This is a genomic window from Helicobacter sp. T3_23-1059, from assembly GCF_053654515.1.
Genome location: NZ_JBSIUV010000001.1, coordinates 1 through 18,182, shown reverse-complemented (window position 1 = coordinate 18,182; position 18,182 = coordinate 1). Strand labels below are relative to the sequence as shown.

At 38.6% G+C, this 18,182-nt stretch carries 16 protein-coding genes and 3 pseudogenes; 11 read left to right on the top strand and 8 right to left on the bottom strand.

Translation table 11 applies throughout. The features are described 5' to 3' along the window. Positions 1 to 481 precede the first annotated feature (481 nt). On the bottom strand, positions 482 to 3,388 hold the full coding sequence (locus tag ACWIX0_RS00095) for a Kae1-like domain-containing protein (protein ID WP_454170866.1): 2,907 nt from the start codon (positions 3,386 to 3,388) through the stop codon (positions 482 to 484). A gap of 44 nt (positions 3,389 to 3,432) precedes the next feature. Further along, positions 3,433 to 4,698, bottom strand: coding sequence for an agmatine deiminase family protein (locus tag ACWIX0_RS00090; protein WP_454170865.1), 1,266 nt, complete (start codon positions 4,696 to 4,698; stop codon positions 3,433 to 3,435). A 216-nt stretch (positions 4,699 to 4,914) separates the two neighbouring features. Here ACWIX0_RS00090 and gltS point away from each other — a divergent pair, with 216 nt between their 5' ends. Continuing rightward, positions 4,915 to 6,156 carry a sodium/glutamate symporter gene (gltS, locus tag ACWIX0_RS00085; protein ID WP_454170863.1) on the top strand — a complete coding sequence of 414 codons (1,242 nt, stop codon included), beginning with the start codon at positions 4,915 to 4,917 and terminating at the stop codon, positions 6,154 to 6,156. A gap of 206 nt (positions 6,157 to 6,362) precedes the next feature. On the opposite strand, the gene ACWIX0_RS00080 is transcribed toward gltS, so the two are convergent. The 4 genes and pseudogenes from ACWIX0_RS00080 to ACWIX0_RS00065 all read right to left on the bottom strand — a co-directional run bounded on the left by ACWIX0_RS00080 (position 6,363) and on the right by ACWIX0_RS00065 (position 9,259). Next, positions 6,363 to 7,475: a beta-1,4-N-acetylgalactosamyltransferase gene (locus ACWIX0_RS00080; protein ID WP_454170861.1), complete on the bottom strand. Its 1,113-nt coding sequence runs from the start codon at positions 7,473 to 7,475 to the stop codon at positions 6,363 to 6,365. 22 nt (positions 7,476 to 7,497) lie between these two features. Further along, a pseudogene (locus ACWIX0_RS00075) lies at positions 7,498 to 7,545 on the bottom strand (hypothetical protein); the annotation flags it as partial. Positions 7,546 to 7,839: 294 nt separating this feature from the next. Next, the gene (locus ACWIX0_RS00070) at positions 7,840 to 8,100 is read right to left on the bottom strand and encodes a hypothetical protein (RefSeq protein ID WP_454170860.1); all 261 of its coding nucleotides are present in this window, start codon (positions 8,098 to 8,100) and stop codon (positions 7,840 to 7,842) included. A gap of 61 nt (positions 8,101 to 8,161) precedes the next feature. After that, positions 8,162 to 9,259, bottom strand: coding sequence for an NAD(P)-dependent alcohol dehydrogenase (locus tag ACWIX0_RS00065; RefSeq protein WP_454170858.1), 1,098 nt, complete (start codon positions 9,257 to 9,259; stop codon positions 8,162 to 8,164). A gap of 276 nt (positions 9,260 to 9,535) precedes the next feature. Here ACWIX0_RS00065 and rplU point away from each other — a divergent pair, with 276 nt between their 5' ends. The 9 genes and pseudogenes from rplU to ACWIX0_RS00020 all read left to right on the top strand — a co-directional run bounded on the left by rplU (position 9,536) and on the right by ACWIX0_RS00020 (position 15,538). Beyond that, positions 9,536 to 9,856 carry a 50S ribosomal protein L21 gene (gene rplU, locus ACWIX0_RS00060; protein WP_454170856.1) on the top strand — a complete coding sequence of 107 codons (321 nt, stop codon included), beginning with the start codon at positions 9,536 to 9,538 and terminating at the stop codon, positions 9,854 to 9,856. 283 nt (positions 9,857 to 10,139) lie between these two features. Next, positions 10,140 to 10,394, top strand: a pseudogene (gene rpmA, locus ACWIX0_RS00055) (50S ribosomal protein L27); the annotation flags it as partial. Between the two features lie 141 nt (positions 10,395 to 10,535). Then, a complete protein-coding gene (locus ACWIX0_RS00050) occupies positions 10,536 to 11,033 on the top strand; it encodes a DUF2059 domain-containing protein (RefSeq protein ID WP_454170855.1) in 498 nt (165 codons plus the stop codon). Between the two features lie 89 nt (positions 11,034 to 11,122). Further along, positions 11,123 to 12,499, top strand: coding sequence for a GTPase ObgE (gene obgE, locus ACWIX0_RS00045; RefSeq protein WP_454170853.1), 1,377 nt, complete (start codon positions 11,123 to 11,125; stop codon positions 12,497 to 12,499). Positions 12,500 to 12,675: 176 nt separating this feature from the next. Next, complete coding sequence (locus ACWIX0_RS00040) at positions 12,676 to 13,062, top strand: hypothetical protein (protein ID WP_454170851.1); 387 nt, start codon at positions 12,676 to 12,678, stop codon at positions 13,060 to 13,062. Continuing rightward, the gene (locus ACWIX0_RS00035; protein ID WP_454170849.1) at positions 13,059 to 13,655 is read left to right on the top strand and encodes a hypothetical protein; all 597 of its coding nucleotides are present in this window, start codon (positions 13,059 to 13,061) and stop codon (positions 13,653 to 13,655) included. Before ACWIX0_RS00040 ends, ACWIX0_RS00035 begins: the two co-directional genes overlap by 4 nt. Positions 13,656 to 13,680: 25 nt before the next feature. Next, complete coding sequence (locus ACWIX0_RS00030) at positions 13,681 to 13,917, top strand: hypothetical protein (RefSeq protein ID WP_454170847.1); 237 nt, start codon at positions 13,681 to 13,683, stop codon at positions 13,915 to 13,917. A 27-nt stretch (positions 13,918 to 13,944) separates the two neighbouring features. Beyond that, positions 13,945 to 14,367: a tetratricopeptide repeat protein gene (locus tag ACWIX0_RS00025; protein ID WP_454170845.1), complete on the top strand. Its 423-nt coding sequence runs from the start codon at positions 13,945 to 13,947 to the stop codon at positions 14,365 to 14,367. 331 nt (positions 14,368 to 14,698) lie between these two features. Next, positions 14,699 to 15,538 carry an acyloxyacyl hydrolase gene (locus tag ACWIX0_RS00020; protein WP_454170844.1) on the top strand — a complete coding sequence of 280 codons (840 nt, stop codon included), beginning with the start codon at positions 14,699 to 14,701 and terminating at the stop codon, positions 15,536 to 15,538. A gap of 276 nt (positions 15,539 to 15,814) precedes the next feature. Here ACWIX0_RS00020 and ACWIX0_RS00015 read toward each other — a convergent pair whose 3' ends face one another. Together ACWIX0_RS00015 and ACWIX0_RS00010 are read right to left on the bottom strand one after the other, a co-directional pair. Further along, positions 15,815 to 17,236, bottom strand: coding sequence for an HNH endonuclease family protein (locus ACWIX0_RS00015; RefSeq protein WP_454170842.1), 1,422 nt, complete (start codon positions 17,234 to 17,236; stop codon positions 15,815 to 15,817). Between the two features lie 25 nt (positions 17,237 to 17,261). Beyond that, entirely contained in the window at positions 17,262 to 17,591 is a 330-nt protein-coding gene (locus ACWIX0_RS00010; protein ID WP_454171060.1) for a GmrSD restriction endonuclease domain-containing protein, read from the bottom strand. A 133-nt stretch (positions 17,592 to 17,724) separates the two neighbouring features. Here ACWIX0_RS00010 and ACWIX0_RS00005 point away from each other — a divergent pair. Further along, positions 17,725 to 18,182 (top strand): annotated as a pseudogene (locus ACWIX0_RS00005) (hypothetical protein); the annotation flags it as partial.

Sequence of the window (18,182 nt, the reverse complement as noted above, 5' to 3'; positions counted from 1 at the left end):
ACAACTTGCACCAAAAATTTTGACTTACACTTTGACTTACACAATGCAGATTTTGCATTTTATCAAAATCTAGCAAGAATATCAAACATTCATCATCTAATGCTCTAAATTTGGTTACTTTGCGTGGGGGGGATTTTGGAGTAGATTTTGGCTTTTTGGGTGGTTGATTTTGTGTAGATTGTGGGAAGGATTTTGATGGGGTTTGGGGGCATTTAGTTTTTTGGTAGATTTGGGAGATATTTTGGGGTGATTTTGGTTTTTTTAGAATTGTTTTTGGGGTTTTGTGGCTTTTTGTGGTTTTGTTTGGTTGGGTTTTGATTTTGCAAATCTAGCGTAAAATCAATCTAAAAAGCGATTTAAAAATCGCACAAACCTAGCCTGCGCAAAATCTAATGCCCAAAAATCTAACACTACAAAAACTAATCTATGCAAAATCTAATGCCACAAAATCTATTCCGCTACAATCTAGCCTATGAAAAATCTAGCTATTATAAAGCCCAAATAATGCCTGCCCAAAGCTAATCCCGCTATCATTTGTCGGCACGCGCGAGTGAAAAAAATGCGCGATATTTTCTCTTAAAAATGCCTCGTGGATTTCCTCGCACAATGCCTTGTTTTGAAACACCCCGCCACTAAAGCACACTTTGATTTTTTTTGCAAAATCTAGGCTAGATTTTGCATTATCGTTCGCGCTAAAATCCACGCTAGATTTCGCACTAAAATCCACATTTTTACTAGAATCCTCGCTAGATTTTGGTGTGCTAGATTGTAGCGTGCTAGATTTTATCTCGCTAGGTTTTGTGGCAAATGCTTGAAGGCGTATAAAATCTAGCGCAAAATCTAGCGCGATAGCACTAAGCGTGCGGATAAATTTCCTAGCAATGAAGCGCAAATCCACGCCCAAACATATATCCTCACAAATGCCATTTATAAACGATTTTAGCATTACTACGCCATTTTTTATCTCAAATGGATAAGGCATAAAATCCCCGCTAAAATCCACCAAATGAGAATCTACTAAATGAAAATCTTGCAAACTAGAATCTCCCAAGCTAGAATCTTGCAAACCAAAACTTTGATAATAAAGATCCTCTATTAGCGCACCACTTTGCCCCTCATAGCTTGTGCTTTGCAAAATCCCCATTAAGCTAGCCACCCCGTCAAATAGCCTGCCAACCGAAGTTGTTTTATGCGAATTTATCCCTTTTTGCAATGCGTTTTTTAATAGCTCGTTGTTTTGAAAATATGTTTCATATTTTGCCTGCATTTTTTCATTGCCACATAGTTTGCTTAAAGCATATCCCACGCGCCAAATCTCTTTTATCGCCACTTCCCCACCATAGAGACTAAACTCTTGAAAATGCCCTACCCTACGCACTTCCCTAAATCCGCCAAACAAAAACTCACCCCCCCAAATCTCGCCATTTTCCCCTAGCCCACTCCCATCCCAGATTATCCCCAAAATCTCATCATCTGCGCTAGTCGCCACCTCGCCTAAAATCGCACATAAATGGGCGTGATGATGATAGATTTGCAAATGTTTAGTTTCGCTTTTTTGTGCTAGTTTTTCTTGCATTTGTTTAGCAAATCTCACACTTTCATATCGCGGGTGAAAGTCGCTCACAAGCACGCTAGGAGCAAAATCATAAATGCGCGAAAAAAACTCCATAACGCTAAGGTATTTTTCCTGCGTGGCTATGCTAGATAAATCCCCGATATATGGGCTTAGCATCACATTTGCATTATGGCTAGAAGCCTCTTTGCTTGCATAGCAAAGGGTGGTTTTATCCTGCGCCCCATAAGCTAGAATATTTATTTTTTGAAGTTGGTTTTTTTTTATATTTTGTGGATTTTGCTTAGAATGCGAAGTGTGAGAATGTGGATTTTGCAGATTTTGCAAAAGTTGATTTTGCGATTTTTGCAGATTTTGTGATTTAGATTTTGAGTGCAAATCTAGCGTATTTGGCAATATATTTGATAAAAAAAAATTATACGGCGTCTTGCCTCTAGCTAGGCGAATAGGTCGCATTTCCCCCGCGATAAATCGCAAAATACTATCATCAACCCCATTATAAATCTCCCTCTCAAAATCTAAAAAATAATCCGCAACAAATTCTAGCTTTTCTTGTGCTTGCTTAATATTTGTGATAATTGGCTCGCCTTTTAGATTTGCGCTTGTGTAAATGATAGGCTTTGCAAAAACGCGAAATAAAATATGGTGCAAAGCCGTATTTGCAAGCAAGATTCCAATGGTAGATAGTTTTGGTGCGATTTGCTCCAAAGCTAAATCTAAAGTGTTTTTTTTGCGCTGCCTAGCTAAAATGATAGGTGCGCTTTTGTCGCATAATGCGCTAGATTCCGCGCTGTTTAGAAAAGCTATTTTTTGTGCGGTGGCTATGTCTTTTGTCATTATGGCAAATGGTTTATAAGGGCGATTTTTTCTCTCTCGTAGTTTTTTTATAGCGGTTAGATTTGTGCTATCACAGATGAGCGCAAATCCTCCAAGCCCCTTTATGCAAATGATTTTGCCAGATTCTAAAAGTTTGGCTACTTTGTTGATAGCTTTGTTTTTTTCTGCCACAATTTTTTTATTTTTATATAGCCTCAAAGGCACGGCACAATCATTGCACGAAATCGGCTGTGCGTGGTAAAATCTACTTTTTGTATTCGCATAATCTTTTGCGCATTGCTTACACATTTGATACGCGCTCATTGCGGTATTTGCCCTGTCATAAGGCATAGATTTGATGAGTGAGTATCGCCCGCCACAATTTGTGCAAGAAATAAGATGATAAAAAAAATGACGCGATTTGGGCGAAAAAATATCGCTTAGACAATGTTTGCAAATGGCTAAATCCTGCGGGATATGAGAATCTAGCGATAAAAAAGCGGGGCTAGAATCTAAGATAAAAAATCCTGCATTATGTGTTTGATTTTGGTGTGTTTTTGATTTTATGATTTTGTCGTATGTTGTCGCACAAATGTATGAAATGCGTATGGAGTAGATTTTGGCATTTGGAGGCAATGAGGAAAAAAACGCGCTAAAAAATACACTAAAATCATTGTTTGCGCGTTTTGTTGATTTTTTCGCGCTGTTTGCGCATTTTTTTGCATTGCAAAAACCAAAATCTTTGAACCATAGATTTTCTAAATGCAACGCATAAAAACGCACAAATTTTTTATGCGCAATGTGGTTTATTTTTTTTGTGTTTTCAAACACCTCGCCTGATAAAAAATTATCCCAAACATAGTCTATATCAAGGTAGATTATCCCATCGCCACCGACATTTATCACTGCCCCGCGCAACCCCAAATCCTTTGCTAGATTGCACACAAAGGGGCGAAATCCTACACCTTGAGTGATTCCTTTGCAATGGATTTTTAGCATTTTTTACGCTTTTTTAGATTTTGGTAGATTTGCATAAAATATCCCTAATACAGCTGCATACTTATGCAATGCAAACTTCCGTGCCATTTAATAAGAGTGCGAGCATTTACCCCCACCACGCGTAAATGTGGCAGTGCATTTGCTAAAATGTCTAGGGCTTTTTTGTCATTTTCATCATCATATATCGGGACTAATAGCCCTCCATTTACAAACAAAAAATTTGCATAGCTAGCGGGCAATCGCTCATTATTTTCATCATAAATCGCACGGACAAATGGCAATCGCACAAGATTATAAGGCTCGCCATTTTCCTGTCGAAAGGATTCTAGCTGTGCTTGCATTTTTGCTAACTCCTCATAATGCTCATCAGCCCTATCATCACAGCCAATGTATGCAATCGTGCTAGAATCTATAAACCTTGCAAGCATATCGATATGACTATCTGTATCATCGCCACGCAAATACCCAAAATCCACCCACAGCACGCGACTAGCCCCCAAGTATTCTTTTAATTTAGATTCTATTTGTGCCTTGCTTAAATGTGGATTTCTGTGCTTTTCTAGCAAACAAGCACTTGTAGTAATAATCGTCCCTATGCCATCGGTATCGATACTCCCGCCCTCTAGCACAAAATCTAGCGAGGTTAATGGCGAAGTAAAAACCCCTGCTTTTGCAAGATTTTGGTTGATTTGGTTGTCAAATTCCGCACTGTATTTTTCTCCCCAACCATTGAATACAAAATCTATAAGTTGCGTTTGCTCTGAACATTTTTGTCCAAAATGCGTTTGCTCCAAATGCGTTTGTCTAAAGTGTGATTCTAGCGTGATGACTCCAAAATCTCGCGCCCAAGTATCATTTGTCCTTACAAATACAAGGGTTATTTTTTCGCTCAAATCAAATGTTTTAAAAGCTAACTTTTCAAAATCATCGCGACTTATTTGACTAGAAAAAGTGCCAAATGCTTTTTGCAAATACAAAAAGCCATCAAAATCGTGTATATCCACGCAAATAATGATTTTTTCAAACTCGCTAATCGCGCAAATAATATCCACAAAACATTCCCTAGCCTCTGTAATCTTGCTCGCCCAATCACTCTTTGCGTGCGGGAATGAAAGCAAAATAGAATCTTGCTTTTCCCATTCTGCTTTTAATCGTAGCGTTTTTGCGCTTTGCAAGTTGCCTATATTATGGTTTTTTTCTGCATTTTGTGATATTTTTTGTGTTGTTTGTTGTATTTGTTGCGTGGTGTTTTGTGATTTATGTTGTGAGTTACTTAGCGGATTTTGCTTATTTTGCTTAGCATTTAGCATAAACGCTCCTTTTTTAGAAAATCTTTTAATCCCACCATTATAACATTTTAAATCTACTCGCTTTGTGTTTGCTTTATTTTTGCTTTGTGTTTGCTTTATTTTTGGGCTTTGTCTTTGGGGCTACTTTGTATGCCACAAACCAAATCCCTCAAAGCATTTACCTTGCGTGTGTTAAAATCTAAATTTTTCATACATTGTGTTAAGAAAGGTGGCAATATGGATTCTACTATCAATATTTTTAGCTTTGATTTTTACTCCACGCTTGTGGTTATGGTAGCAGTGCTGATTTTGGGGCGATTTATCATCGCTAGGATAAAGTTTTTGCGTGATTATAATATCCCTGAACCTGTCGTAGGTGGGCTAATTGCAGCGATTTTGATTTTTTTGCTTTATAAATTTATGCAAATAGAATTTAGATTTGATAGCTCACTAAAAGACCCGCTAATGCTTGCGTTTTTTACTTCTGTGGGGCTAAGTGCGGATTTTGCTTCGCTAAAAAAAGGCGGAAAATTACTTGTGATTTTTTTAGTATTTGTGTGCGGGTTGTTGTTTTTGCAAAATATCATTGGCATAGGCACGGCATATCTTATGGGTGTAAATCCGCTTATCGGCTTGCTTGGAGGCTCAATCACAATGAGTGGCGGACACGGCACGGGAGCTGCGTGGGCTGATATTTTTAAAGCCGCACCTTATCATTTTAGCGCGGCTACGGAAGTGGCGATGGCGTGCGCGACTTTTGGGCTTATTATGGGTGGGATTATCGGTGGACCTGTGGCTAGATTTTTAGTCAAACGATACAAACTAAAAGTCCCAAAAGCACGCGAACAAGAAGAAATCCTAAGCGGATTTGAAGCCCCGACAAAAGAGAGACTTATCACTTCTACAAGTTTTGTAGAATCACTAGCCCTAATTGCGATTTGCCTGCTGATAGGCACAATGCTAAAGGGTTTTGAGCGCAGTTATTTTGGAGAGAGTCAAGGGCTAAATTTGCCGACTTTTGTGTATTGTTTATTTTGTGGCGTAGTTTTGCGAAATCTTTTAAGCGCGCTTAAAATCCATCAAGTTTTTGATAGGGAAGTCTCTGTCATTGGCAATGTTAGCCTCTCGCTATTTTTGGCATTTGCGATGATGAGTATAAATCTTTGGGAGCTAGTAGCACTCGCATTGCCTATGCTTGTGATTTTGTCTATACAATCAATTACTATGGCGTTGTATGCGATATTTGTTACATTTAGATTTTGCGGTAGGGACTATGACGCAGCAGTTTTGGCGGCGGGGCATTGTGGATTTGGGCTTGGTGCGACACCTACGGCTATGGTAAATATGCAAACGGTTACTTCACACTATGGGGCTAGCCATATCGCTTTTATCATCGTGCCTTTGACAGGTGCATTTTTTATCGACATTATCAACGCTATCGTGATTCAAGGCACACTTAGCGCATTTATCAACGGATAGATTTTGCATATTTTTAGTTAAATCGCAAAAAAAATGCCGTATTAAACGCATAGCGTGAGGTATCAAAACGCGCGAATATAAAAACTAGATTTGCACAATTACCAAAAAAGTAAAGCGATTCAAAAAAACATTTGACAAAAACTAAAAAATGAATTGCCCCGCGGTTTTAGCAAATCCGCATAGCAATGGCTAGTTAGGGCTTAGTTTTACGGCTTTTTGTAGTCTGCTTTGCTCCAATCAAAATTATCATAAATCTCTAAGATTTTATTTTCATCAAGCATTTCAGGGTCGATTCGTGTGCCAACTAAATCGCTTTTGCAAACTTGCTCTAAGCTAAAAGCATTTTTAATCGCATTTTCATTGCCACTAGCGCGAGAATTTTTAATCAGCGGAAAATGGTAATTTGTCATTTCGATTTGATAAGATAGTCTAGCTGGGCGATAGTGCAAGACTTCCAAAAATCGTTTGCGCTCTTTATCGGGAAACCACACATTAAAATGCAAACCTTTATTAAATAGCATAACATAATCCGCGCCGATAGAGAAAAATCCATCAACACCATTTTTATCATTGATAACAAAAATTTGCCTATCTTTTATACATACATTGATTCGCGATTGCACAAGCCTTTCATAACGCTTTTTTGGCAAGTAAAACGCCTTATACAGCTTCTTTGCGTCATAGATATGGTCGCAGTCGATTTTGATAAGCCACTCTTTTTTAGGGATAAATGACAGCGCGAAATTATAGTAATTATGTAGCATATTTTCTTGCGCCTTTGGGGCGTGAATCTCAATGTGGTGCGGGTATTTTGCAGGGATAAAGCTAGGATATTTTGCGCAAAAATCTAGTATGATTTCCTCACTACCATCCGTGCAGTCATTATAAGCGATTACGCCTCGTTGAATGGCTGGGAGGATAGATTCTAGGCAGGATTTTAGCGTGATAGCTTCGTTGCAAACTCTTATAAAAGCCCAAGGATTTAGCGGGGATTTGGGATTTTGCGCTTTTTTATCAAAATCAAAGTAGCCAAAATGCGTCTTTTGGGCTAAAATCTTGTGTGGATTTTTAGCTAGATTTGTGCAGTAAGCGGAGTTTGTGCGGAGCGAATCTTGTGCGTTATTTTTATCGCTGTGGATTTTATCTAGTAGATTCCTCTCTCTCTCTCTCTCTCGTTTGTCGGCATTTATTAGGAATAGCGCGGTTTTTAGTGATGAAATATTCGTTAGTGTGTGCGTTGATTTGCGCCAAAACTTCGTGTGGTAAATGCGAATCGATTTTATTAAGCGTGATGATTCTATCACCACAATATTTATCAAACACCGCGTTTCTAGCTTTTCTGCGAGTTTTGCCAAATGGAATGAAATTGCATAAAAATTGCAAAACCATTCGTTTGGTTAGAAAAAATGCGTATTCAAACATTGCGTGTCCTTTTTAGGAAATAAAAATGTAGTTATATCAAAAATTTATAGAATTTGTGTGAATCTAAAATGATTTGTGGCGTTTGTGTGATTTTGATTGCCACGAATCTGCTACGCAGATTCTCGCAATAACAAAAGTTTAACATTTTGTCATTGCGAGTGGAACGAACGCAGTGAGTGTAGCGAATAATCCAAATCACACGGCGTTTTGTTTTTTGGATTAGCGCGTTTTGGATACTTCGCTACAAGATATGCTTTTCGCTCAGTATGATGATAAAAGCGTGGATTGCTTCGGGCTTTTGTAAAAAGCCCTCGCAATGACGAAATGGTGGCGATTCGCTTTTGATTTGTAGATTGCTTTGCGCGAATCTGCGATTCGCCTCGCAATGACGGCGTAGAGCGTGATTTTGTGGGTTTTTTTAAATTCGTGCGAAGCGCGAATCACAATCGAAGTAGTTGCGGTGTGGCTTTTGTAGTTTTTTGGGATTTTTGGGGTGGAGACTAGACTTTGGGTCTGCGACACCCCGAAAATCCCAAAATCTGCGAAATTGCATACCCAAATACAAATTGCCCCACTAGCGACTTTATTTCAATGTCCCCATATCAATCACATACCTAAAACTAGCCTTTCCTGTGGTAAGTTTCTCATACGCCTCATCGATTGCGCTTTCACTCGCGTTAATGATTTCAGTCTCGGGGTAAATGCCGTGCTTTAGGCTAAAATCTAGCATTTCTTGCGTTTCTTTCATTCCGCCGATTACTGAGCCATACACGCGCTTATGCCCCGCAAAGACAAGCGAAGAGAGGCTAATGTTTGGCATTACCTCACTTGGCGGTAGCCCCACCACGCAAAATTCCCCGCCATACGCCAAAAGATTCACATATTCCATAGGCTCGTATTTTGTAGGAATCGTAGAGATGATTAAGTCAAATCGCTCTTTGACTTGCGCGAGATTGTCAGTCGTGTAGAGTGCCTTTGCGCCCATTTTTAGCGCGTCTTGCTCTTTATTTTTGTTTCGTGCAAAGACGCTTACTTCCGCGCCCATTTCAATCGCGTATTTTAACGCCATCACGCCAAGTCCGCCAAATCCAGCTACGCCGACTTTTTTGCCCTTGCTTACTTTGCTAAATTTCAGTGGCGAATAAGTCGTAATCCCCGCGCAAAGCAATGGCGCGACTTTATCTAGCGGCGCGTCTTTTGGCACGGTAACGGCGAAATCCTCGCTTACTACGATATTATTGCTATATCCGCCAAAAGTAGGCGCATTGTCGTGGAATCTATCGATACAATCATAAGTAAAAACCGCACCGCTCATACAAAACTGCTCTTGGGATTGCTTGCACGCTTCGCATTCTCCGCACGCATTTACCATACAGCCTACCCCTGCGTAATCGCCGACTTTGAATTTTTGCACCCCGCGCCCTACGGCAACCACGCGCCCTGCGATTTCGTGCCCTGGCACCATTGGATAAATCCCCTCTCTCCACTCGCTTCGTGCGGAGTGTATGTCGCTGTGGCAGATTCCCGCATAGAGAATCTCTATCAAAATATCGCCCTGCCCTAGCGCGTGGCGCGAGAAATCAAAGGGTTTAAAACTATCGCTTTTATGCGCTACAGCGAAACCTTTTGCGCTTATGCGCTTGCCTTCTTTTGCTTCGGTGAGATTAGATTCTAATAACATTGTTGCTCCTTTAAAAATTTAAATATTTTTTTAGATTCTAAGTTGTGTAGAAATCTAAAAACGCAATTATAAAACCTGATAGCAACTCTAAGTCAAGGGTTTTTGTGAAATTTTTGCAAAAATTTTTAATAAAACCTAGCAAAAACATAGCCCTTATCAAAATCTAGTAAAATCAAAATGCAAATAAATACACATAATTTTTGATTAAATAAAGCTTAAATTAAATATTTTTGAGGTAAAATGTGCGTTTTTTTATTTCAAATTTAAGGATACGCGATGAGCGAAAATTATGCGATATTTAAAAATGGTGGCAAGCAGTATAAAGTCGCGCAGGGCGATATTTTGCTACTTGACAAACTTGGCAAAGAGCCAAAAGACAAGCTAGAATTTGACGAAGTGCTAGCCCTGCATAATGGCAAGGAGCTAAGCATTGGCACGCCTTTGCTAAAGGGCGCGAAAGTGCAAGCAGAAGTCATAAACGAGGGCAGAGGCAAGAAAATCATCGCCTTTAAGAAGCGCAGACGCAAAGACAGCAAGACAAAGCGCGGATTTCGGCGAGATTTTACGCGAGTGAGAATCGTAGCAATCGCGGGATAAAATCCTTAGATTCTATGAAGTGGTGCATTTGTGGGATTTAAATTTTAAAAGCACAAATGCAAAAAGTGCAACCAAAGCACACAAAAAAGATAAATAAGACAAACGAATTTTTGTCAAAGCAAATGCAAGTGCGCGAAGGATTTGCGATGAGAAATCGTAGCTTTCAAGCGTAGAGCGAGGGCACATACTAGAGCGTATATAACCGAAGCTCTACGCGCAGAATCTGCGATTTATCGCGCAAAGTCAAGCGCAAGCAACCAAAACTATAACATAAGGAGCAAAAATGGCACACAAAAAAGGACAAGGCAGCACCCAAAACAACCGCGACTCAGCAGGACGCCGACTAGGGATTAAGAAATTTGGCTCACAATTTGTGCGAGCGGGCAATATCATAGTCCGCCAACGAGGGACAAAAATCCACGCAGGCGATAATGTCGGCATTGGCAAAGACCATACGATTTTCGCGCTTATTGATGGCGTGGTGAAATTTAGCCAAAAATCAAAACTTCGCAAAAAAGTCTCTGTGATAGCCCAAAGCCAAGCAAAGCTAGCCCAAAGCACGCAGACCACCAAGACAGCACAAGGCACAAAAGCCACTCCAGCCAAAAAGCCAGCGACAAAGAGTGTGGCAAAATCAAGCGCAAAAGCGACAAAGGCGTAAAACTCGCGCCAACGCATAATGAAAAAGCGTAAAATCTTAAGTGTTATTTGTCTCTTTCGCGCATTTGTATGTGCTGTGTTGTTTGCGGGGCTTAGCGCAAACGCGCTTGTAGCCGATGAATACCAAGACGCGCTAATGCGATTTCTCAATGTCTCGCAGGCTAATGCCGCGCTAAACCAAATGCTTAACGACAAACAAGCCCTAAACGCGCTCTATGCGGAGTATGGCAACAAACTTAGCAAGGCACAAAAAACCCAAATCGCCCAAGCCTACAACGAATATATGAGTGGCGCATATAATGATATGCTCGCCGTCCTCCCAAACATTTACAAAAAATATCTCTCTCTTAGCGACTTAGAAGAGCTTATCAAATTTTACCAAACACCGCTTGGGCGTAAGCTCGCCAAAATGCAAGTCGCAACGGTAAATGAAGACTTAACCCCGCTAATGATACAAATCCTCCAAAAGCACCTCCCAATCTTCCAACAAAAATTTCAAGCGATTTTGCAACAATAGATTTTAGAATCTAGACGCGCAAGCAAGCGAAAAAACGAGCAAAATCAAAAAGCACAATGCAAAATCTTTATCACGGCACAGGATTTTAAATGTTTGTTGATAGCGTAGATATTTTTATCACTTCGGGCAATGGCGGGGCTGGGTGCGTGAGCTTTCGGCGCGAAAAATTTGTCATACAAGGCGGACCTGATGGTGGCGATGGTGGCAGGGGTGGTAATGTCATCTTTGAAGTGGATAATAACGCCCATACGCTGGCAAACTTTCGAGGTAAAAAGCACCATAAAGCACACAATGGTGAGGCTGGCAAGCCTAAGCGGTGCGCGGGAAAAAGTGGGGCGCATTGTATCATCAAAGTCCCGCTTGGCACGCAGATTAGCGATTTTGAGAGCGGGGAGGTTTTGTGTGATTTTGACAAGGATTTTAGCAATGCGACTAAAGGCGAAAACGCGCAATTTGTCGCGCTCAAAGGTGGCAAAGGAGGCTTAGGCAATGCACATTTTAAAACCGCGACAAACCAAGCCCCAACCTACGCTCAAAAAGGCATAGCAGGGCAATCACGCCACATAAAGCTAGAACTAAAACTTATCGCTGATGTGGGGCTGGTGGGCTACCCAAATGTCGGTAAATCTACGCTCATATCGGTGCTTTCAAACGCTAAACCCGAAGTGGCAAATTATGAATTTACCACGATTACGCCACATTTGGGCGTGGTGGAGGTTGGTGAATTTTTTGAATGTTCGCGTAGGAGCGTAGATTTTGTAGATACGGATTTCACACCACACGCAAATAGAGTAGATTTCAACGCAAGTCGCGGAAGTATTTGTGAGGAAAAATTGGGGTTTTGCGAGGGCGTGAGCGTGGATAAGACACTAAAGTCTATAGAGCGAAACGCCAGAAGCAATCCACAATTTTTGCCACAAAGACAACGCGAGAAAAAAGACAACGCGACAGAGTTAGATTCTTTTGTAATGGCTGACATTCCGGGTATTATCGATGGGGCGAGCGAGGGCAAGGGGCTGGGCTTGCAGTTTTTGCGACACATTGAGCGCACGAAATTTTTGCTTTTTGTGCTTGATTGCACACGGGCGGAATTTGATGGAGGATTAAGCGTGGAGGCGCAGTTTGCAAACTTAAGGCGCGAGCTAGAATCCTACTCAAGCACGCTCGCCACGCGCCCCTATGGAATCGTGCTTAGCAAAATTGACGCTCTGCCAAACCCACAAAATCTAGCGCGAAATGAAACACAAAATCCGCAAAATAAGTCGCAAAAGCAAGCGCAAAACACAAAATCTAGCGCGAACAATTTTGGGCTAGCTTTTAGCAACGCGGATTTTACTAATGCAGATTTTGCCAAACCTGCGTTTATTTTGCCCATTTCTGCGGTTACAAGGCACAATCTCAATGCGCTTGTTAGCGCGCTTTGTAGCGCATTGCAAAATCCACAATCAAACACGCACAAAAATTAAAACTCCGCAAAATCTCTCTCAAATCTTACAAAAACTTAACAAGCCTTAATACTAATTTTAAAACCTTGCCAAGACATATTTTTTGATTTTTAATTACTGATTTTTAAGCAAACTTTAAGTTGTGGGGGGGGTGGAATTGCGATTTTGCGTTACCCAAAAACAAATGAAAAATCGCAATGGCAAAGCACAACGCGAGTATTGATATACTGATACCACATACCATTGACTACGAAAAAGTAGAAAACCAAAAAGAATCTTTTAAGGAATTTTTGCGTAGTGCTGATGGGATAGAGTTTCGTAAAAATACTAAAGATAAAGAACACTCCGTAAGTAGCTATATTTCTAACCTTGAGAGATTTAGCAAAAAAATAACTGAAAAATCCAATACAAAAGATTTTGATTTATTTTGCTTTTATGGTGCAAATGAGGATATAGACAAAATCTTTGAGTATGGTAAAAGATTTTTTGAAGACAAATCAAGTTTTATTAGCGACTGCCATAGTGCCATAGAGCAATATAAAAAGTTTAACTCTCAAATATTAGCCAATAAGGAGCAAAAATGAAACGACAACTTATAAAAAAATCAAGTCTGTATTGTGGAGTGCTATTAGCGGGTATTATGTTGTGTGGTTGTTATACTACTTATGAGAGACCTCATCACCTTAATTTATACAATAAGTTTTATACTCCCGCTATGAAAGAACAAGAAGTCAAAGCCTTAAAATCTAAAGGGGATTTTCCTAAAGAAATAATTGCAAAATCGGGCTTAAGCAGAAATCTAGCGGAGAAATTTCACTCTGAACTTGTAAATTTTTATGGTTGTATTCTCATAGGACAAAGCCATTTTATAGGGGAAGATGGATTTACATATAAATCTAGCACAAGTATCGATGCGTATGGGATTTCGCACGATGAATATGAATATTTCAAAACAGATGATGTAAAAGACCCTGAAAGGCTCGCACAAAAAGTGGGTGCAAACTACTATATCACTTATATTGAGCATACCGACCCAACTACAACAACCATAAGTGGTGCAGATACTAAAGTCGCCGCTCAAGGTGGAATGGGCAGAGCCCAAACAGGCACAATCACTACCACCACAAGTGCTGGAAAAGTTTTACGTAGAGGGGCTTCATTTTATCTTTGCGATTAAAAAATTCAAACAAAAAGGATAGACAATGAATATATCAAAAATACTTACCATAATGCTACTAAGCACAATGTTAGCAAGTCTAAGCTATGCAAATGACTCTAAACTTACACACGAGTGCGTAGAAAATGCAAATAAAGAAGTATGCCAAACACTCATCACAAGCAGCAACATCTCTAGCCTGCAAGAATGTGTAGAGTCCTGCCAAAGTATAGGGATTGATGGCTGGTGTCCTAAATCGTGCAATTCCGTAGGGATTGTCTAAGCACAAGCGGGTGAGTATAATCAAGCAATGGAATATTGTAAAAAATCCATTAGCTTAGGAAATGAGAATCCATACAACTATTTTGAATATTTGCATTATCGTGGCGGTAATATGGAGGCTCTTGCAATATTAGATACAAAATGCAACCAAACCAAAAACAAAGAATGGCAAGTCTTTGCTTGCAGTATATTAGATGAAATTTATCTTAAAGGAATAGGTATTTTTGGTGCGGGCAAAGGTGTAGAGCAAAATCACAAAAAAGCTTTTGATTATTCTAAAAAGGCTTGTGAGATAGGACTAGATGATTCTCAATATGCGTGCAATAAAGTTGGGATTTTGTTACGCTATGGCGATGGTGTGAGACAAGATATTCAAAGTGCAAAATCATATTTTGACAAAGCCTGTGATTTAGGGAATCAAGCAGGTTGTGATATATACAATAATTTCTAAGAAATGAAAAAAATATTTTGAAGTTGCTTGCAAAAAAAATAATCAAAAAAGAGTTTTTATACCTCACTTAAAAAAAAATGGAATCTATACATAATGCAAAAAATTGCAAAAGCAAATTTTGCATAAAATCTTGGCAAAAAAGCTAAAAAACAATTCACTTAAGTTAGATTTAAACACTTATGATTCACGCAAAATTACTCAAATTTTTGCTACAATTTCATTTTTTTTGCACGATTCACAAAACATTTTTGCAAAGTTTTTACAAAGAATAATTCTTTGGATTTAGCATTTTTTAGCATTAAATTTTTTGATTTCACAGCAAAGGCAACCTATGCAGACATATTCCTTACGCTCCCTTTTGTGCGCAAAATCTCGCTTATTTTATTTTTTATTATCCGCAAAAAAGCACAAAGGGTGGCAAACACTCATTAGAACGATTTTTGCACCATTTTTTATAAGCACGCTAAGCGCACAATCTATACCAAAATCTACACTAGAATCTAATCTACAAATCGCAGAATCTAGCAAAAAATCCACGCAAAATATCATAGATAGCACAAAAGATTCTATTATCCCCCCCCCTCACAATCTAGCGCATTCCGCAGAATCTAAATTAGATTCAACAGCAAGTTTGGCAAGTTTAGATTCTACACCACAAAAAACATTAGCGCAATTTTTTGCCACAAATCCAGCATTTGGCGACAAACAAAATGCGATTCGGTTAGAGTTTGGCGCAAGTGTGCGAAGCAAGGGCTTTGAAAATCTCTATCAAGTCGAATTTATCTACTCTCAACCAAATCGCTTTTTTCGCATTCACGGGCGACTAAATCTCGAATTAGGCGGATTTTTTGGCTTTGGAAATGGCTTTGATAAAACAAGTTTAAATGCGCTAAATCTTGCATTTGCAGGGATTAGCGAGGATATTTTGCTCCCGCTTTTTGTAAGTAAAAATGGCAATCTTTACACAGGGCTTGGCATCGGCGCATATATCAAAAACAAAGGCGAATCACGCGTAGGCTCAAATTTCACATTTGGGGAGCGCGTATTTGTGGGTTATCTGTGGCAACATTTTAGCATTGAAATCTTTGTCAAACATTTTAGCAATGGCACTTTAAGCCTCCCAAACAGCGGGCATAATTTCTTTGGAATCACAAGCGGATATGTGTTTTAGTTGCAAAAAATGTAAGCGCGGATATTTGGGGGGCTAATTTTAGTTTTGTTTTTTTATGTCGAAAATCTAAAATAAACCTTACTTCTTTTTCAAAACCATAAACAGATTTTTTGCATTTCAAAAAACTAAAATCTATTGGAAAATATCATAGTGCTATTTTTTAGATTATCTATAAAGCATTCTGCATAAAAAATCCTAGATATAGTTGCATTTTTTTAATCATTTTTATCCTTTTTGCGATTTGTGCGATTTAAGACAACTTAAACCAAAGTTTTGTCATCTGCGATATATCCCATCAATCTCAAAATCATCTAAATCTAGCCCTACACCCTCGACTATTTTTTGGATATTTGCTTGTATGCCTATCCCACTTGCGTGCGAATAAAACATAAAATCTCCAAAATTATACTCCACTATATTTGCACTCTCTGCAAAATCCTTTGCTTCAGCAGAAATACATTTTGGACAATCCCTTGAGATAAATTCCACAAATTCGCTTGCATAATTTGCAAGTATCCACTCAATCACGCAGTGTGCAATCTCCCTTATGCTTGAAATTTTTTTACTACTCTCATCAGGGAAAGTTATCCCAAAAGGTTGCAAAAAATTCCAATCTGAATTAAGCGTGATAACCTCTTTTGCAAGGCTTCGATATGAGGCGTCTAAGTCTTTAAAAGATTCTAGTTGTATAAACCTCTCATATAGCCACTCCGCACGCTCTAAAATCTCTTTTATCCCCCACGAGTCAAAGCTATTAAATTGCCTATTGATATGCAGCCCACTATCTTCCTCTAATATGCGGATTTTGTCCTCAAACTTTTTATTACCCATTTTAGAGTTTGTTTTTTTATTGATAAGAGTTAGATTCCCAAAAGTGTGGATATAGTCTTTTTCTATCTCATTTGCCTCCTCGCCTACTAGCTCTCTCCAATGTTTTGTGGGCGATTTTGGATAAAAATGCTCTAGTGTCAAATCACACTCATTAGGTGCTTCTTTGTTTGTTAGTTTTTCTATTTCCAAAAATATAATCAAAAACACTTTTTTATATGCGTTACATTGTAAAAAACGCGTTTTTAAAAATTCATTATTTGGGAATAGATTTTTATCATTTCTAGCCCCTAAATTCTGCTTCAATAATTCCGCGCTTAAAAAATAAGTTTGGACAAAATCTTGTTCTTTGTTTTTTAAATCCTGCGAAAAAGTCTCACTTAGCCTACGATATAACTCCTCTAGAGTATAATTTGTGCTTTTATCCACACCGCAAATTCTCCTACGCACAATATAGCTTGTAACCACATTTAGCATTTCATACAAATTTACAAAATCTAATTTGCTATTTTGAAAATCATCAATGAGCCTCATTACAAATGGATATGCAACGGCTAAATCCAGCTTGCGCATAAATGCGATTTTTGAAAGAATCTTGCTTTTTTCTTTTGCGTTTTGATATGGGTCGTGCAATAAATATCCACCTTGCTCATCGATTATTATTTTGTAGATTTTGGCATATTTGACAAGGTCGCTCATCAAGGCTTCTTTATCTTTATGAAAGCCGATTTTATTGCCCATTGCCTCTCTATTTGCAAGTAGTTTAAAATATTCATACACCTTACCGCTCTCTTTTAGTGGTGCGCGCTCAAAATAAAGCCTCAAATACACTTCAACAAAATCTGATATGATTTTTTCTTCTTCTAGCATATTTTCAATCTTTGCCCAATAGTTATCAAACAGCTTTTTCTTGATTGCTAGAATTTTGATTCATCATCAAAAAATTGCGTATTAAATCAACGCCCTCCAAATGCAATCCCGTAGCATTTATGCTCTCAAACACAGCTTGTGGGTCATCATCGCCTTTATCTGACTCTAGCTCTATAGCTACCACATTCAAATAATTAAAAGCAGCGCAAATTTGCTCGGGCAAAATCCCCTCTTTAGTTAATCGCTCCACTTCTCTTAAAAAAAATTGATAATTATCTATGATTTTTGATTTGCCATTAAACTCATTCCACTTATCATTCATTACAAATTCTAATGCCTCTTTGTCTTTTTTGATTGGTTTTAATCGAAGTTTTGATTGCGTTTATTGTCCGCAGATAAATTGCCAAAATTATTTGCACCAAATTTTATGTAATTTTCTATTGTATTGGCTCAATCCAACTTAATCTCAAACAAAGGAGTCTTAAGTTATGATGTCAGCGATGAAAAACAAGTATATCATTCGTTCAAGAATTTCAGAGGCAAAAACAAGAGAGATTATTAAATATATTTCTACTTCGCTTACACTCGTAGCTTTGCAAGAAGTCTTGATATTGGAGCTATTAAAATTGCAAAATTAAGCAACATTTCTCGTCAAAGTGTCAATAAAATCATCAATCAAATCCGCATTTTAATCGCAAAAGAATGTGAGAAAAAATCCAAATTAAATGGTGAAATTGAAGTTGATGAAAGCAACCTTTTAATATGGATTTTGGGTGCTAAAAGAGTGAGAGGAAAAAGATGGTGTGTGGCAGGTAAGAAAAAGCCTGTGTTTTTGCTTTATTTTGCTTACAACTGCAAGCAAAAGGTATGTTAAAACGAAATAATTGTGTTGATACTCAAATTGTAAAGCATTGCTCTGCAGATGATCTTTTGCCTATAATACGAG

Bases quoted from the DNA above. Each gene is read 5' to 3' on its own strand.
- ACWIX0_RS00090 (WP_454170865.1), bottom strand. From the start codon at position 4,698: ATGCTAAATGCTAAGCAAAATAAGCAAAATCCGCTAAGTAACTCACAA.
- ACWIX0_RS00095 (WP_454170866.1), bottom strand. From the start codon at position 3,388: ATGCTAAAAATCCATTGCAAAGGAATCACTCAAGGTGTAGGATTTCGC.
- rplU (WP_454170856.1), top strand. From the start codon at position 9,536: ATGAGCGAAAATTATGCGATATTTAAAAATGGTGGCAAGCAGTATAAA.
- ACWIX0_RS00035 (WP_454170849.1), top strand. From the start codon at position 13,059: ATGAAACGACAACTTATAAAAAAATCAAGTCTGTATTGTGGAGTGCTA.
- obgE (WP_454170853.1), top strand. From the start codon at position 11,123: ATGTTTGTTGATAGCGTAGATATTTTTATCACTTCGGGCAATGGCGGG.
- gltS (WP_454170863.1), top strand. From the start codon at position 4,915: ATGGATTCTACTATCAATATTTTTAGCTTTGATTTTTACTCCACGCTT.
- ACWIX0_RS00030 (WP_454170847.1), top strand. From the start codon at position 13,681: ATGAATATATCAAAAATACTTACCATAATGCTACTAAGCACAATGTTA.
- ACWIX0_RS00015 (WP_454170842.1), bottom strand. From the start codon at position 17,236: ATGCTAGAAGAAGAAAAAATCATATCAGATTTTGTTGAAGTGTATTTG.
- ACWIX0_RS00020 (WP_454170844.1), top strand. From the start codon at position 14,699: ATGCAGACATATTCCTTACGCTCCCTTTTGTGCGCAAAATCTCGCTTA.
- ACWIX0_RS00065 (WP_454170858.1), bottom strand. From the start codon at position 9,259: ATGTTATTAGAATCTAATCTCACCGAAGCAAAAGAAGGCAAGCGCATA.
- ACWIX0_RS00040 (WP_454170851.1), top strand. From the start codon at position 12,676: ATGGCAAAGCACAACGCGAGTATTGATATACTGATACCACATACCATT.
- ACWIX0_RS00050 (WP_454170855.1), top strand. From the start codon at position 10,536: ATGAAAAAGCGTAAAATCTTAAGTGTTATTTGTCTCTTTCGCGCATTT.
- ACWIX0_RS00025 (WP_454170845.1), top strand. From the start codon at position 13,945: ATGGAATATTGTAAAAAATCCATTAGCTTAGGAAATGAGAATCCATAC.